General features: G+C 57.6%; 12 protein-coding genes and 2 pseudogenes. 11 read left to right on the top strand and 3 right to left on the bottom strand.

The genetic code is table 11. The features are described from left to right. The first annotated feature begins 38 nt into the window (after nucleotides 1-38). The 3 genes from ACFSE1_RS06960 to ACFSE1_RS06950 all read left to right on the top strand — a co-directional run bounded on the left by ACFSE1_RS06960 (nucleotide 39) and on the right by ACFSE1_RS06950 (nucleotide 1,577). Complete coding sequence (locus ACFSE1_RS06960; protein ID WP_377398581.1) at nucleotides 39-839, top strand: N-formylglutamate amidohydrolase; 801 nt, start codon at nucleotides 39-41, stop codon at nucleotides 837-839. Nucleotides 840-848: 9 nt separating this feature from the next. Beyond that, nucleotides 849-1,157: a DUF1244 domain-containing protein gene (locus ACFSE1_RS06955; RefSeq protein ID WP_377398408.1), complete on the top strand. Its 309-nt coding sequence runs from the start codon at nucleotides 849-851 to the stop codon at nucleotides 1,155-1,157. A gap of 150 nt (nucleotides 1,158-1,307) precedes the next feature. Then, nucleotides 1,308-1,577 carry a DUF2312 domain-containing protein gene (locus ACFSE1_RS06950; RefSeq protein WP_062555709.1) on the top strand — a complete coding sequence of 90 codons (270 nt, stop codon included), beginning with the start codon at nucleotides 1,308-1,310 and terminating at the stop codon, nucleotides 1,575-1,577. A gap of 204 nt (nucleotides 1,578-1,781) precedes the next feature. Here the strand turns inward: ACFSE1_RS06950 and ACFSE1_RS06945 are convergent, their stop codons facing one another. From ACFSE1_RS06945 to ACFSE1_RS06935, 3 genes and pseudogenes are all read right to left on the bottom strand, one after another. After that, nucleotides 1,782-3,689 carry a peptidoglycan L,D-endopeptidase MepK gene (locus ACFSE1_RS06945; RefSeq protein ID WP_417715440.1) on the bottom strand — a complete coding sequence of 636 codons (1,908 nt, stop codon included), beginning with the start codon at nucleotides 3,687-3,689 and terminating at the stop codon, nucleotides 1,782-1,784. Nucleotides 3,690-3,891: 202 nt separating this feature from the next. Further along, nucleotides 3,892-4,062, bottom strand: a pseudogene (locus ACFSE1_RS06940) (helix-turn-helix domain-containing protein); the annotation flags it as partial. 173 nt (nucleotides 4,063-4,235) lie between these two features. Continuing rightward, nucleotides 4,236-5,427 (bottom strand): annotated as a pseudogene (locus tag ACFSE1_RS06935) (sigma-54-dependent transcriptional regulator); the annotation flags it as partial. A gap of 189 nt (nucleotides 5,428-5,616) precedes the next feature. On the opposite strand from ACFSE1_RS06935, the gene ACFSE1_RS06930 reads away from it, so the two are divergent. From ACFSE1_RS06930 to ACFSE1_RS06895, 8 genes are all read left to right on the top strand, one after another. Then, nucleotides 5,617-7,464, top strand: coding sequence for a M3 family oligoendopeptidase (locus ACFSE1_RS06930; protein ID WP_377398578.1), 1,848 nt, complete (start codon nucleotides 5,617-5,619; stop codon nucleotides 7,462-7,464). Nucleotides 7,465-7,526: 62 nt separating this feature from the next. After that, entirely contained in the window at nucleotides 7,527-8,699 is a 1,173-nt protein-coding gene (locus ACFSE1_RS06925) for an aminodeoxychorismate synthase component I (protein ID WP_377398402.1), read from the top strand. Continuing rightward, a complete protein-coding gene (locus tag ACFSE1_RS06920; RefSeq protein WP_377398399.1) occupies nucleotides 8,648-9,310 on the top strand; it encodes an aminotransferase class IV family protein in 663 nt (220 codons plus the stop codon). Before ACFSE1_RS06925 ends, ACFSE1_RS06920 begins: the two co-directional genes overlap by 52 nt. 175 nt (nucleotides 9,311-9,485) lie before the next feature. Continuing rightward, complete coding sequence (locus tag ACFSE1_RS06915) at nucleotides 9,486-10,934, top strand: homospermidine synthase (protein WP_377398396.1); 1,449 nt, start codon at nucleotides 9,486-9,488, stop codon at nucleotides 10,932-10,934. Between the two features lie 121 nt (nucleotides 10,935-11,055). Next, nucleotides 11,056-11,424 carry an outer membrane lipoprotein Omp10 gene (omp10, locus tag ACFSE1_RS06910; RefSeq protein WP_377398393.1) on the top strand — a complete coding sequence of 123 codons (369 nt, stop codon included), beginning with the start codon at nucleotides 11,056-11,058 and terminating at the stop codon, nucleotides 11,422-11,424. A gap of 232 nt (nucleotides 11,425-11,656) precedes the next feature. Then, complete coding sequence (locus ACFSE1_RS06905; RefSeq protein WP_377398390.1) at nucleotides 11,657-13,582, top strand: 5'-nucleotidase C-terminal domain-containing protein; 1,926 nt, start codon at nucleotides 11,657-11,659, stop codon at nucleotides 13,580-13,582. Nucleotides 13,583-13,721: 139 nt separating this feature from the next. Continuing rightward, nucleotides 13,722-14,756 carry a ferrochelatase gene (gene hemH / locus ACFSE1_RS06900; RefSeq protein ID WP_377398575.1) on the top strand — a complete coding sequence of 345 codons (1,035 nt, stop codon included), beginning with the start codon at nucleotides 13,722-13,724 and terminating at the stop codon, nucleotides 14,754-14,756. Nucleotides 14,757-15,276: 520 nt separating this feature from the next. Then, the gene (locus tag ACFSE1_RS06895; RefSeq protein ID WP_377398387.1) at nucleotides 15,277-16,323 is read left to right on the top strand and encodes a porin; all 1,047 of its coding nucleotides are present in this window, start codon (nucleotides 15,277-15,279) and stop codon (nucleotides 16,321-16,323) included. The last annotated feature ends 267 nt before the right edge of the window (nucleotides 16,324-16,590 follow it).

The following is a 16,590-nucleotide window of genomic DNA, read 5'->3' as shown; positions in this document are numbered from 1 at the left end:
GACGCGAATGTCCATGAAGCAGGCAGACAATGACAGGTATGCAAGAATTCGAATCGTACGAGGTCATAGCAGGAGATCATGACAAAGGCATGGTTCTTCTGGCAGATCATGCCATGAACCGACTGCCCCCACGCTATGGGTCGCTGGGGCTGGACGAGGCGGCCTTCCGCCGTCACATCGCCTACGACATAGGCATTGAGGGCCTCACCCGCCAGCTCGCAGCACGCCTCGGTGTGCCGGCAGTCCTCTCCTGCTTCTCACGTCTTCTGATTGACCCGAACCGGGGGGAAGACGACCCAACCTTGATCATGAAAATTTCCGATGGCGCCATCGTGCCGGGCAATTACCCGATCTCCGAGACGGAGTGGGATTATCGGCTGAACACCTTCCATCGCCCCTATCACAAAGCTGTGGATGCCACGGTGGCGAGTGTCGCGGCGAAGACGGAAAAAGCTCCGCTGGTTCTGTCACTGCATTCCTACACCCCGGCCTGGAAGGGCGTTGCGCGCCCCTGGCATGCCGCAGTGCTGTGGGATAGCGATGACCGGGCCGTGCGCCCCCTCATTTCCCTGCTGGAAGCGGAGGGCGACCTGCTGGTCGGGGATAACGAGCCCTATGATGGCGCACTGAAAAACGACACGATGTACCGCCATTGTATGCGACGTGGCATTCCGCATGCCCTGCTTGAGGTGCGGCAGGATCTGATTGGCGACGATCAGGGAATCAGCGCCTGGGCCGATCGGCTGGAGCCCATCTTCGCAAAGATGAACGCCATGCCGGAGCTTCACGAATACAGGATATTCCCATCCCGCACCGGCCCCTATCCCGATGACATTTGAGGCAAGACGATGAGCGAACTCACCCAGCAGCAGAAAACAGAACTGGAAGCCGCCGCCTTCCGCAGGCTGGTACAGCATTTGCGCAACCGCACGGATGTTCAAAACATCGACCTGATGAACCTGGCGGGCTTTTGCCGCAACTGCCTGTCCAACTGGTATCGTGAAGCCGCCGAGGAGGCTGGACTGCCTGTCTCGAAAGATCTTTCGCGCGAGATCGTCTATGGAATGCCCTATGAGCAGTGGAAGCAGCAGTATCAGAGCGACGCGACAGAGGCCCAGAAGGCGGCTTTCGAAACGGCCAATCCGCATAAATCGTAAGCCGAGCTGCGAAGGGCCTTGACCTTGCCATGAGTTCACGGCACTTGAACGCCCACTCGCCGGGGCGCTACAGCGCTCGAGGCAAATACAACAGCAAGGGCCGACAGGCCTGCGCGGAAGATTTAATCCTCATTGTGACAGGAGGCCCCGATGTCTGATGCTCATGGCGTCGCCCGCGACCAACTCCGCGCCTTTGTTGAGCGCATCGAGAGACTGGAAGAAGAAAAGAAGACCATCGCCGACGACATCAAGGATGTCTATGGCGAAGCAAAATCCATGGGCTTCGACACCAAGATCCTGAAAAAGGTGATTGCATTGCGCAAGAAGGACGAGCAGGAGCGTATGGAAGAGGATCTGATCCTCGACACCTACCTGCAAGCCCTTGGCATGGTCATCGCGCCAGCTGACGAAGCCGCCTGATCAACGTCCCTGACGGCAAAACCACAGCATTTCCAGTAAAAGTGCGTTGCGGTTTTTCGTCCGAAAATCCGCAAAAACAAAGAGTTATATGGCTTTCGTGTTTCTGTGAGATACGAAAACGCTCCAAAGGCCTCCCGTCACACGACCGGAGGCCTTTTTCTTTTGGCGGGACGCGGTATCCGCCCGCATCATATTCAGGATGGATCAGGGCTTGACGCCATTGGCATCGCTGAAGCGGTTGGGATCGACTGCCACAGCCTGGGAAACAGGCCGGAAACCACCGCTATAGGCCGCTGAAAGCTCCGCACTGAAGGCACGCGTCATCAAACGCGGAGCCTTTACAGAAGCGCTGGCATCCGTCCGGTTGGTGTTCGTCGCCCACTTGGCCAGCACGTCTCCGGTCAGAACCTTCGTGTCAGGAGATGCTGGGCGACCGCCGAGCTTGGTAACGGCACCGCCCTTGACGGCCTTCACATTCTGCATCGGCTGCGGCTTCGGCGCATGCGTCGTTTCAGGCTGTGCCGAATGCGGTGCGGGTTTCGGCATATCGAAACCATCGTTGAAGGTCATGCCCCTCACGCCCGTATCGGCAGGCTTCGGGGAAGCCAGGGCAACCTGCTGCTCAGCCGGACGCTTTGCTGCTGCCGGAACCGGCGGATTGGCAATCTCGGTCTCCTCCGCCGTGCGGGCAAGTTCTGCCACCAGATCCGGCGTCAACATCTGCTTTTCACCTGCGGCATCGCTGGTCGCGGCAGCCACGGTTTCCGCCCGTGCCTGGGCAATGGCCGGACGCGTTGCAGGCACAGGCACCGAGGCCAGCATATATTCATCCGTTCCCGGCTGCGCGAGGGAGGCCGTCGCAATACCTGCCTGTGCATCACCCTTCATGCCACGCGCTCCAAGCAGCGTTGGAACGGGAACCGACATGCTGGCAAGATCGACGTAGCCAGGATTTTCCTGTGCCGGACGCGCCAGAGGGGTAACAGGCGTTGCCGGCATGGCAGCCTCGATCGCCTGCTGTGCGGTATCGCGCTGAGGAGAATAAAGCGCCGTGGCAAAGCTGCCTGCCGCCTGATCCTGACGGAAGGCTGGCCGCGCCTGCGGAACCGGTGCAGCAATGGCAACCTGGCTTGCCGGGGTCGGAGCAGCACTGGCCACAGCCACGGGCGCACCACCCTCTTCGCCATCGTCCGATGCAGCAGCTCGTGCCGCCGGCTGAGGCCGTTGCGCCACCATGGTTGGCGCTGCAATTTCTTCGGCATCCTCCTCTTCATCACCCCCGCCAAATAGCATGGCGATCAGGTTCTTCGGCTTGTCGCGCGAGGACGAGGAGGAATAACCGCCAGCAGTACCAGCGATCTGAATGGAATCGGCCGCGACGCGGCGCTTGTAATCGGCAACGGCCTGCTCATAGCCCGGCAATGGCTTGCCATCTGCAGGAAGGTGCATGGTGTTGCCGCTCGGGAAGAGCCGGACGAGATCCTGACGGGACATGCGCGGCCAGGCGCGAACGCCGCCAACATCCAGGTGAACGAAGGGAGAGCCGGAGCTTGGGTAAAAGCCCACGCCACCCACCTGAAGCTTCATGGCCGTCTCACGCAGGGTCGAAAGTTTGACGCCAGGAATGAAGAAGTCCATCGCCTTGCCAAGCATATGCTGGCTGTTCTTGGCCACACCCTTGGTGCGTGAACGCAGCATGCCGTTGGTGTTGGGCGAGCGGTAGGCCGAAACGACGTGAATGTAATCGCTTGCACCGACGCGGCGATAAACTTCCCAAACCAGATCGAACAGGCGCGGATCCATGCGGGTGGGTTCGTTACGCCGCCAGTCGCGCAGGAAGCGGTTCAACTCCTGAAGCCCTTTCGGGTCGAAACGGCCATTCCGCTTGTAAGTGATGACGGCACGCTCGCCGGTATGCACGAAATAGAGCTTGAGGCTGCGCGTATCACCAGCTGCAGATGCTTCGCGATTGGGCATCGCCGCGATGGAAAAACCGATCGCAAGCGCCATCACGGCTCCGGTCGCACGCTTTGCGAGGCGGCTCAGACATGAGCGGCCGAAGCGCCATCCGTTGTCACCCGAAGGCGTTGAATCTGCATTCGTATAAGGCAAATCGTTCCCCGTCCGATAGACAACAATCGGTGTTGCCTCACATGACCGTGAATTGCGGTGACACGATGGCAAATCTGCCACACAAGCACAAGCAGTTATTTCATAGTCAACAAGTGACTAATGAAAGGTTGACGAACGGTAACAAACTATCCTTACCCAAAAGTAAACAGCTATTTTGGCGGGGGCTGAGGCGGCGCGGGGTTTACGCCGCCTCCTTCAAAGGGTCGTCGGGGTCAATCCCGTAATCCTTCAGCTTGCGGTAAAGGGTGGAGCGCCCGATCCCGAGCTTGCGCGCTACCTGGCTCATCTGGCCACGATAGAACTTCAGCGCAAAGCGGATCAGTTCCTCTTCGACATCTGCCAGCTTGCGAATCTCGCCGGTCTCATCGGTGCTGACGATAACCCCATCGCCCGATGTCTGGTGAGAAGAATTGCGCGCCAGATCGGCACGGGCCGAGCGAAGCAGTTCCGACATGGCCTCCGCCTCGTCACCGTCATTCTGGTCATCCTGACCGGCAACGGCAGTCGCAAGCAGTTCCTGGCTCTGATAGGCGGGAAGCTGCGCCGCGATCTGCGGGAAGTCCTTTTCTGTAAGTTCGGTCCCTTCCGCCAGCACCACGGCGCGGAAGATTGCATTTTCGAGCTGGCGAATATTGCCTGGCCAGTCATAGGCCGTCAGCAGCGCCATGGCACCGGCTCCGACCGTCAGCGGCATGGGCAATTTCTGTTCGGCCGAGAAGCGCTCGGTGAAGGTACGCGCCAGATGCGGAATATCTTCCTTGCGGCGACGAAGTGCCGGAATGGTGATCGGGAACACGTTGAGGCGATAATAGAGATCCTCACGGAAACGTCCGGCGCGAACCTCTTCGATCAAATCCTTGTTGGTGGCGGAAATCAACCGCACATCGACCTTCTGCACCCGACCGGCACCGACGGTTTCGATCTCTCCCTGCTGCACGGCACGCAGAAGCTTCACCTGCACTTCCAGCGGCAGTTCGCCGATTTCATCCAGGAAGAGCGTGCCGCCGTCGGCCTCCAGGAATTTGCCTGTATGCCGCTCTGTCGCCCCGGTAAAGGCGCCCTTCTCATGGCCAAACAGGATGCTTTCCACCAGATTGGCAGGAATTGCGCCACAATTGACCGTGATGAACGGCTTGTTCGCACGTTCGCCGCCAGCCTGTATCGCGCGGGCTATCATTTCCTTGCCCACGCCGGATTCGCCTTCCAGCACGACCGGAATATTGGATTGAGATGCACGATGGGCCAGATCGATGACGCGCAGCATATCGGGGCTTGCGGACACGATATCGCCAAACGTGACGGCCGAATTCTTTGTCTTTCGCGTCGCCTTCACCCTGGCTTCGCGATGGTCCACCTTCAAGGCATTGGCGATGGAAGCGGCAATGCGCTCCGGCGAAACCGGCTTTACCACGAAATCGAAGGCGCCCGCCCGCATGGCCTGAACGACAGTCTCGATACCGCCCTGACCGGTCTGCACGATGACGGGCGTTTCGAGGCCCAGTTCCCCCGCTGCCTGCAGGAAGCCGAGACCATCCATCTCCGGCATCATGAGATCGAGCACGATCACGTTAAACTGATTGCGGTTGCGCTTGAGCAACTCAAGGGCAAGGCGACCGTTTTCAGCAAGATGGGCTTCGTGACCATGCCGCTCCACGGCATTTTTCAGAAGGCGACGCTGGACGGGGTCGTCATCGACAACAAGGATTTGGGCCGTCATGCTAGCTCCGAAGTCTTGAATGAAAGTCCCGGAGGACCATTGGCTTCTTTGTGTCAGAAAGGGTTAAACATCCCCTTGGGAGAAACACTTGCATTTTAACATGCACGTTGCAAAACAGAAGAAGCGCTTCGATTTGCGCCAGAAGATAGCAGGAGATCCTCTTTGATTACTCGCATTTCATCCCATCCTGTGTCGAATTGGGCAAGTCATGCCCCGGCGTCCACGGCAGATACTGCAACTTCTGCCGAAGCGGAACTGGGTAATTTGCCCACCTGGCGCCTGGAGGATCTCTACCCGTCGCGCGAGACTATGCAATTTAAGGAAGATATGGGCAAGGCGCTGAACCAGGCGCAAGCCTTCGAAAAGCGCTGGAAGGGCAAGCTGGCAGATGCGGCAGCCAGGACCGGTGACGATGGCCTTGGCGCTGCACTGGAAGAATTCGAGCAACTCGAAGATCTTCTCGGCAAGATCGGCTCCTTTGCTGGCCTCACCTATTTTTCCGATACAAGTGATCCCGCCAATGGCAAGTTCTTTGGCGACGTGCAGGCAAAGCTGACGGAGATCTCCGCGCATCTGCTCTTTTTTGCGCTGGAACTGAACCGCATCGAGGATCACCTCGTCGATGCCGCCATCGCAAAGGATTCAAAGGCGGCTCACTACGCGCCCTGGCTTCTGGATCTGCGCAAGGACAAGCCATTCCAGCTGGACGACAGGCTGGAGCAATTGTTCCTCGAAAAATCCATGACCAGCGCCGCGGCCTTCAATCGCCTGTTCGATGAGACCATGGCCGAGCTTCGCTTCGAGGTGGATGGTCAGCAACTGCCGCTGGAACGCACCCTCAACATGCTGCAGGAGCCGCAGGAGCCGGTGCGCCGCAAGGCAGCGGAAGCACTTTCGAAGACATTCAAGGAAAACCTGCGCGTCTTCACCCTCATCACCAACACGCTCGCCAAGGATAAGGAAATCTCCGATCGCTGGCGTGGGTTTGAGGATATTGCCGACAGCCGCCATCTGGCCAATCGCGTGGAGCGCGAGGTCGTGGATGCGCTGGCTGCCGCCGTGCGCGAGGCCTATCCGCGCCTTTCCCACCGCTATTATGCCATGAAGGCGAAATGGCTGGGCATGGAGCAAATGAACTTCTGGGATCGGAACGCACCTCTGCCGGAAACGCCGAATGCGCTGATCCCCTGGGAGCAGGCTCGCGAGACCGTGCTGTCCGCCTATGATCGCTTTGCACCGGAGATGGCTGATATCGCCCGCCGTTTCTTCGACGAGCAGTGGATCGATGCGCCTGCCCGTCCGGGCAAGGCACCCGGCGCCTTTGCCCATCCCACGGTTCCTTCTGCCCATCCTTACGTACTGGTCAACTATCTCGGCAAGCCGCGGGATGTGATGACGCTGGCACATGAGCTTGGCCACGGCGTGCATCAGGTGCTGGCGGGAAGCCAGGGCGCGCTCATGTGCCAGACGCCGCTGACGCTGGCGGAAACGGCGTCCGTGTTCGGCGAGATGCTGACCTTCCGTGCGCTTCTGGACAAAACCGCCGACAAGCGCGAGCGCAAGGCGATGCTGGCCCAGAAGGTGGAGGACATGATCAATACCGTCGTGCGCCAGATTGCCTTCTATGAATTCGAGCGCAAGGTGCACACCGCGCGCAAGGAAGGGGAGCTGACGGCGGAGCAGATCGGCGAACTCTGGCTATCGGTGCAAACGGATAGCCTTGGGCCATCCATTCGCATTTCGGAAGGCTATGAGAACTGGTGGACCTATATCCCCCACTTCATCCACTCACCCTTCTACGTCTATGCCTATGCCTTCGGCGATTGCCTGGTGAACTCGCTCTACGCCGTCTATCAGAACGCCGAAGACGGCTTCCAGCAGAAGTATTTCGAGCTTCTGAAGGCTGGCGGCACCAAACATCACTCCGAGCTTTTGAAGCCATTCGGCCTTGATGCGACAGACCCGAGCTTCTGGAGCAAGGGGCTTTCGATGATCGAGGGACTGATCGACGAGCTGGAAGCGCTTGACAGAGCCTAGCACCTGTTCTTTCTGACGGTGTGCTGAATTGAACGGCACACCGTCAGGAACCGTCATCACTCGTGAGCACTTCATTGCCCCAAAGGCCCTACGCGCTGTTTCGCAACGATCGAAAAGGCAGCTGCCTTGTCTTCGACCAGCCTTTGCAGATTATCCGCGTGCACGAGGCAGCAGGTATTTTGCCAGCATTGCAACAGCTTGAGGAAGCGCGTCGCGCAGGGCACTGGCTGGCGGGCTATATTTCCTATGAAGCGGGCTATGTTTTCGAGGAAAAGCTAAAGCCGCTGATCGAGGATGGACGCGAAACACCGCTGATTGCCATGGGTGTTTTCGCAGCTCCGGCTGGCATGGAGCACGAACTTGCAAGGCCGGTCGCAAAGACCGAGCTGCAAGCTGCCAGCATTGACGATGCCCGCGTGAGCTGGAGCTTCGAGGAATACCGCAGCCGGTTCGAACGACTGCATGAGCATTTGCGGCGCGGCGACTGCTATCAGGCCAACCTGACAATGCCGGTTGAGGCTCGCTACAGTGGAACCCCGCAGGCGCTTTTCCAGTCGCTTGCGGCCCGCCAGCCGGTTTCCTACAGCGCGCTCATCGAACTGGGCGGGCCGGTGATCCTGTCGCGGTCCCCGGAGCTTTTCTTCCGCGTGGATGAGCATGGCTGGCTCGAGACCCACCCGATGAAGGGAACGGCACCGCGCGGGCAGACCCCGGAGGAGGATGCCGCCATCATTGCCGCCATGCTGGCGGATGAAAAGACGCAGGCCGAAAACCGCATGATCGTGGACCTGTTGCGCAACGACGTCTCGCTGATTTCGGAGGTCGGCTCGCTCTGCGTGCCGAAGCTGTTCCACATCGAGACCTATGCCAGCCTGCACCAGATGGTGAGCCATGTGCGGGCAAAACTTTTACCGAATATTGGCCTGCCGGAAATTCTGGCCGCACTTTTCCCTTGCGGTTCCATCACAGGTGCGCCCAAAATGTGGGCCATGCAAATTCTGGAACGGTTGGAGGCCGCGCCGAGAGACGTCTATTGCGGCGCGATCGGCTATTGCGACCCCGCCGGCCCGATGAATTTTTCGGTGGCAATCCGCACGCTGTCCCTGTTCAGCGCCGGCAAAGCCATCTTCAATGTGGGTGGCGGTATCGTCTTCGATTCGAAGGCAGAAGCGGAATATGAGGAATGCCTGCTCAAAGCGCGGTTCGCAGTAAACAATCAGCCGATTTCTCGCTGATCGAAACCTTGAGATGGGAACCGGGCGCAGGCTTCCTGCGGCTGGACCAGCATTTGCGGCGCATGAAGCGATCTGCGGATGCCCTCGGCTTTCGCCAGCCGGAAAGCCCGATGAAACTGTTGCAGGAGGCCGTCAAGGATTCCGCTGAGCCGATGCGGGTACGGCTGACAGTGACCTTTCGCGGCAAGGCGGACGTAACGGCCACCACCTTTCAGCCGATTGCCTCCGATAGCATCTGGACGCTTCGCATCGCACAGCAGCGCCTTGCCTCGGACGATCCGCTTTTTCGCCACAAGACAAGCCGCCGCGACCCCTACGAGGCGGCCCGTGCAGAATTCAAACCGGAAGAGGCCGATGAGGTTCTGCTGCTCAACGAGCGCGGCGAGCTGTGCGAGGGCACGATCACCAATCTCTTCGTGGAAGCCAGTGACGGCCAATTGCTGACGCCACCCCTTTCCTGCGGGCTTCTGCCCGGTGTCTTGCGGGCCGAATTGATCCGAGAAGGCAGGGCAAAATCGGAGATTCTCAAGCCGGAAGACCTGAAAGACCGGAAGATCTTCGTGGGAAATGCCCTGCGCGGCCTCATTCCGGCTCAACTTGCAGATCTTTAGGCCAAGGACTGCTTGCGCGGCCATATCGCATTTCAGCTGCAACAAGCCACAGGGCGGCGTCTTTATTATGTCGCGGATTTGTGATCTAGAACCGTCACTATTGGTTCGGTGCGAGATGAATTCGGCCGCAAACCGTCCGCGAAGCCTGCAACGCTTCGCCTCCAAGGAGATCTAAATGAGTGAAATGACCTATCCGGTATATGGCGAAATCACCGGACCGATCGTCATGATCGGCTTCGGCTCGATTGGACGCGGCACGCTGCCGCTGATCGAGCGCCACTTCAAGTTCGACAAGAGCCGGATGGTCGTGATCGACCCGCGCGACGACGACAAGGCCATTCTGGACAAGCATGGCATAAAGTTCATCCAGTCGCATGTGACCAAGGAAAACTACAAGGACCTGCTGAAGCCGCTTCTGACCAATGGTGGCGGTCAGGGCTTCTGCGTCAACTTGTCCGTCGATACCGGCTCGCTCGATCTGATGAAGCTCTGCCGCAAGCTGGATGTTCTCTACATCGATACGGTGGTTGAGCCATGGCTCGGCTTCTATTTCGACAAGAACATGAAGAATTCCGAGCGCACCAATTATGCGCTGCGCGAAACCGTGCGCCAGGAAAAGAAGAAGAATCCGGGCGGCACGACAGCCGTTTCCACCTGCGGCGCGAATCCGGGCATGGTCTCCTGGTTCGTCAAGCAGGCACTGCTGAACATCGCCAAGGACACGGGCCTGAGCTTTGAAGAGCCTGCGGTGGATGATCGCGAAGGCTGGGCGAAGTTGATGAAGAAGGTTGGCGTGAAGGGCATTCACATTGCCGAACGCGACACCCAGCGCACCAAGAACCCGAAGCCGCTCAACGTGTTCTGGAACACGTGGTCCGTCGAAGGCTTCATCTCGGAAGGCCTGCAGCCGTCCGAACTCGGCTGGGGCACGCACGAAAAGTGGATGCCCAAGAATGCCAAGAAGCACAAGAAGGGCTGCAAGGCCGCCATCTATCTGGAACAGCCCGGCGCGAACACCCGCGTTCGTACCTGGTGCCCGACACCCGGCCCCCAATACGGCTTCCTGGTAACACACAACGAATCCATCTCGATTGCGGACTTCTTCACCGTCCGTGACAAGGATGGCGAGGTTACCTACCGCCCCACCTGCCATTACGCCTACCACCCGGCAAACGATGCCGTGCTGTCTCTGCATGAAATGTTCGGCAATGGCGGCACAGCCCAGCCGGTTCTGCACGTTCTGGACGAAAATGAACTGGTGGATGGCGTCGATGAACTGGGCGTCCTGCTCTATGGCCACGAGAAAAACGCCTACTGGTACGGCTCGCGTCTGTCGCTGGAAGAAACCCGCCGCATCGCGCCTTACCAGAACGCCACCGGCCTTCAGGTGACCTCTGCTGTTCTCGCTGGCATGGTCTGGGCATTGGAAAATCCCAAGGCTGGCATCGTTGAAGCCGATGAGGTGGACTACAAGCGCTGCCTTGAAGTGCAGACGCCCTATCTCGGCCCGGTCGAAGGCCATTACACGGATTGGACGCCTCTCGAGGGCCGTCCGGGCCTCTTCCCTGAAGATCTGGACGAGAAGGACCCCTGGCAGTTCAAGAATATTCTTGTGCGCAACTGATCCATTTCAGGACGCTTGCCTCAATTTCCACTGAAATTCAGCACAAGGCGGGTGTGAAAGCACCCGCCTTGTATTACATCTGGGTGATGCCGAAATCGCGTCCGAATCGCGGGAGACAAGAATGAAAGTCAAAGGGAGCCTTGCGCTCATTGCCGCCGCTGCCATGCTGACGGCCTGTGTTTCATCCCCTCAGACCCGGCCAACGCCTGTTGCCCAGCAACAGCCTCAGGGCGTGGAGGGCAGCTGGGTCGATCCGAACGGCATCGTGTCCACCTTCCAGGCCGGTACCTTCAACACCCACTCTACCGATAGCAACACGCTTCTAGCCAAGGGCACCTATACGCAAAGCGCGCCAAACCTCGTGGAGATCAACATGACCTCCATCGTGCGCCAGAAACAGTCGCGTGTGAATTGTGCGCTTGTCAGCATGTCGCAGCTGAACTGCACGGCCGATAGCGGTTCGCAATTCTCGTTGACCCGGAAAATCTGACGCAAACCGCCTGGATTTGCGCTTTTTAAAAACCCCGCTTCGGCGGGGTTTTTTCGTATCGGCTACCTCCCGGGCAAAGCCGTCATGCACAGGGCGGCGCCACTGTCATATTTCGCTTGAGTTCGAACCACCTAAATGAAAACATGACAGATGAAGTGTCATAAAGAACAATTAGAAAATGGCGGAACGGGCGCGAGACACGAGCGCCCTGCGAAACAGGAGAGGCATCAGAATGATGAGACGATTTGGCTTGAGCGTGCTGGCAGCGGCCGCCTTTACACTTTCTTCCGGCGTGGCCTTTGCCGACTACCAGCTCAACATTCTTCACATCAACGATCTGCATTCGCGCATTGAGCCGATCAACAAATCGGATGCCACCTGCTCCCAGAAGGAGGCCGATGCCAACGAATGCTTCGGTGGCATTGCGCGCGTCAAAAGCGCAATCGACATGTTCCGCAAGAACAATGCGAACGCCAATATCCTGGTTCTCGACGCTGGCGATCAGTTCCAGGGCTCGCTTTATTACTCCACCTTCAAGAGCGCCCCGATTGCGGATTTCATGAATGGCATCGGCTTCGATGCCATGGCGATTGGCAATCATGAGTTCGATGATGGCCCGGAGGAGTTGAACAAGTTCATCGGCGCGCTGAAGTTCCCGATGATCTCCGGCAACACCAAGGCCAAGCAGGGCTCGCTGCTGGACGGCAAGTACAAGGGCTATCTCATCAAGGAGATTGGCGGTCAGAAGGTTGGCGTGGTTTCCGTGCTTGCCACCGATACGAGCGAAACCTCGTCGCCGGGCGCGGATATCACCTTCGAAGACGAGATCACCTATCTGAAATCCGCCGTGAAGGATCTTGAAGGCCAGGGCGTCAACAAGATCATCGCGTTGACCCATGTGGGCTACAACAAGGATAAGGAAATTGCGGCAGCCGTGGATGGGATCGACGTGATCGTCGGCGGCCATAGCCACACCTACCTCTCCTCGACTGACCCCAAGTCCTCGGGCCCCTACCCGACGCTGGTGAAGAACCCGTCCGGCGTGGAAGTTCCCGTGGTCACTGCCTATGCCTATTCCAAATATCTCGGCGAGCTTCAGGTTACCTTCGACGATAGCGGCGTGGTGAAATCCACCAGTGGCGCACCGAAGTTGCTGGATGCTTCCGTTACACCGGATGAAGCCTTTGCCGCCAAGGTGAAGGAACTCGGCGCACCGCTGGAAGAGCTGAAGAAGAAGGTCGTCGGATCTTCGGAAGGCGCAATTGACGGTGACCGCAAGGTCTGCCGCGCCAAGGAATGCTCCATGGGCAATCTCGTAGCCGATGCTTCGCTTGACCGCGTCAAGGACCAGGGCATCACCATCGCCATCGTCAACGGCGGTGGCCTGCGCGCCTCCATCGATCAGGGCGATGTGACCATGGGCGAAGTGCTGACGGTTCTTCCCTTCCAGAACACCATCGCAACCTTCCAGTTGAAGGGTGAGGATATCAAGGCCGCCCTTGAAAACGGTGTGAGCCAGATCGAAGACGGCGCTGGCCGTTTCGCCCAGGTTGGCGGCATGAAATACGCCTTCGACCGCTCCAAGCCGGTGGGCAGCCGCATCAGTGACATCATGGTCAAGGAAGGCGATAAATTCGTCCCCCTCGACCCGGCCAAAACCTATGGTGTCGTCACCAACAACTATGTGCGCGGCGGCGGCGACGGCTTCAAGGTATTCGCAACCAATGCCATCAACGCCTATGACTTCGGCCCCAACCTGGAACAGGCGGTTGCCGATTACCTGACAGCCAACAACCCGTACAAGCCCTACACCGATGGCCGTATCCAGGATATCACGCCTGCTGATTACGTGGCCCCGGCCAAGGCTCCGGCTCCGGCGGCGCCTGCCGCAACCGCACAGGCACCGGCAGCAGCCCCTGCTCCGGCCACACCGGCACCTGCAGCTTCCGCTCCGGCAACTGCTGCTCCGGCTGCACCTGCTGCGGCTGCATCGCAGGGGCCGAAAACCTACAAGGTTATGAAGGGCGACTCGCTCTGGAAGATCGCCGAAGCCACCTACGGCAATGGCGAGGAATGGAAGAAGATTGCGGAGGCCAACAAGCTGCGCAATCCCAACCTGCTCGAAGTGGGCCACGAGCTGCAACTGCCCGCTCAATAAGACCAGAGACCTTTTGTCGCTTGGCAGACGGCGGTCCGGGCTTTCCCGGACCGTTTTTTCTTTCTAGATAGAACCAGACTTATCCGGCACACGTAGTAGGCTCGGGTTTCACAAACAATTTTCCGGGAATTTCTTGATGATGAACGCTTCTGCAGTCCATCTGCCCTCCGATCACCCAGAGGTTCGCTTCGGCAAGGTGGGCGTTCTGCTTGTCAACCTTGGCACGCCAGATGGCACCGATTATAAATCCATGCGCCGCTATCTGGAGGAGTTCCTCACCGACAAGCGTGTCATCGAATGGCCCCGCGCCCTCTGGTATCCGATCCTCTATGGTATTGTGCTGAACAAGCGGCCCCAGAAAGTGGGCAAGGCCTACGAGTCGATCTGGAACAAGGACCTCGACGAGAGCTACCTGCGCACTTACACGCGCAATCAGGCGGAGATCCTGGCCGAGCGCTTCAAGGACATGCCGCATGTGCATGTGGATTGGGCCATGCGTTATGGCCAGCCTGCCATTCAGGCCAAAATGCAGGAAATGCAAAAGGCGGGCTGCGAGAAGATCCTGCTCTTCCCGCTCTATCCGCAATATGCCGCAGCCACGACAGCAACCGTGAATGACGAAGCCTTCAAGGCGCTGTTGAAAATGCGCTGGCAGCCAGCCCTTCGCACCGTGCCGCGCTATCACGACGATCCGGTCTATATCGATGCCTTGGCGAACTCCATCGAGAAGCATCTAGCCACGCTGGATTGGGAGCCGGAAGTGGTGATCACCTCCTATCACGGCATCCCCATGTCTTACTTCAAGAAGGGCGATCCCTATCACTGCCAGTGTTACAAGACGACGCGCCTGCTGCGGGAACGTCTCGGCTGGTCCAAGGAAAAGCTGATGGTGACCTTCCAGTCGCGTTTCGGGCCGGAGGAATGGCTGCAGCCCTATACCGACAAGACGGTGGAAAAGCTGGCACAGGAAGGCACCAAACGGATTGCCATCCTTAATCCCGGCTTTGTCTCAGACTGTTTGGAAACGCTGGAGGAAATTGCCGAGGAAGCGGGCGAGGACTTCTTGCACAATGGCGGCGAAAAGTTCGCGCATATTCCCTGCCTCAACGACAGTGAAGACGGTATGCGGGTGCTGGAGCACATGACGCGCCGCGAACTGATGGGCTGGATCTGATATATTCAATTATTGGACCGAAAAATGGGAGCCGGCTTTCGGTCCGATGCCAGACAAAGATGCGAGGAGATCCCGGCGGACACGGGATCGCCCGAGATTTTCCAGATTTTGTTTTACGTTTTGAGACGCAAGCAAACGACGTGCTGCTTGCTGACATGGCTGTATCTGTTCTGAAAACTGCTACGTCATTTTCTTACAATTGCTCAGAAATGCTTTGCAATCTTTGAGAACGGTGCCTGACGCACCTTTTTTGCATTCCTCCTGCTTTGATATTACTATGCCTCACACACTCAGCGAGCCGACGCCTCAGTCTGTCTGTATACATTATCATAAAAATCGCTCAATTCATGCAACCAGCAAAACGATTAGGCGTAGCAATATTGCAACAACAGACGAACATATGGATTAAATTCAAGATATCAGAATATTTAGTTTCTCATATTTGAATTCCAATGTTTAAATTTTCTGACTAAGTGATTCGACCAGTTCGACACTTGGCAATAAATATTGAGGGGTAGTCATGAATTTCAAACTTGTTGCCGCGAGCTCTGTCGCTGCTTTATCTTTCACGTCAGCATCTTTCGCAGCTGATGCTATCGTAGCCGCTGAGCCGGAGCCGATGGAATATGTTCGTGTTTGCGATGCATTCGGTGCTGGCTTCTTCTACATTCCCGGTTCTGAAACCTGCCTCAAGATCGGAGGCTATGTTCGTTTCCAGGTCAATTTTGGTCGCGACGCATCCAATGGCGGCGTAGCGAGCAGAGCTTCGACCTCTGACTGGGATGTTTTTACGCGCGGTCAGCTGGATATTGATGCCCGCTCTGACTCTGAGCTCGGAACACTGCGAGGCTTCATTGGCCTTCAGGGCAATGCCGACAACAATGGCTCCCGTGGCGTCAACATTGATCAGGCTTTCATTGAGGTCGGCGGCCTTAAGGTGGGCTACTTCTTCAACTGGTGGGATGACAAGCTTTCAGGCGAAAACGATATGGTCGCAAACGGCCAAACGACGTTTAACGCCATTCGCTACACCTACACGGCGGGCGACTTCTACGCAGGCGTGGCTGTTGATGAACTTGAAGGCGCAGCCTACACCAACGGCAATGTCGTCAAAAGCTTGAACAATGTTGGTATTGAAGCCATCGTCGGCGCAGCATTCGGTCCGGTCAAGATCAACCTCCTCGGCGGTTATGATACCGATCAGGAAAATGGCGCGGTTCGCGGTATTGCCATGGCGGAACTCGGCCCCGGCACGCTCGGTCTGGCTGCGATCTACGCCTCTGGCCAGAATGCCTATTACGATGCATCTGAGTGGACAGTTGCAGCTGAATACGCTTTGAAAGTCACGGACAAGTTCACCGTGACGCCTGGCTTCCAATATTTCTGGACCATAGATCAGAACGGGCGCGGTGACTTCGCCGGCTCTCGCGATGCCTGGGGTGCTGGTGTGACACTTGATTATCAGCTCGCCACCAACCTCTCGACAAAGATTTTCGTTCAATACAGAGACGAAGATCAGCGTAATGAGAGCTGGAACGGCTTCCTTCGCCTTCAGCGCGCATTCTGATTCAATCAAACTTCGGTTTGACTGCGCTTAAAGCACGTTGCAGCTTTCCAGCCTCATGCAACGTGCTTTAACGTCTTGTTTTCCGCATGTCTTTATCGCAGAACCGCTGAACATTTTGCGCGACATTCGCTACTGCATAATTCCTTAAATGGGAATCGATTTGCTTGAAAACCCGTCGAACGCTTCGACGGGTTTTTTCTCTAGGGCGTGTGGACATTCAGGATTTCCTTTTTAGTGAGATCGTGATTCAAGGTTCCAACTGAGGAG

The organism is Affinirhizobium helianthi, assembly GCF_042680945.1.
GTDB lineage: Bacteria > Pseudomonadota > Alphaproteobacteria > Rhizobiales > Rhizobiaceae > Neorhizobium > Neorhizobium helianthi.
This window is presented reverse-complemented; position numbering and strand designations above follow the sequence as displayed.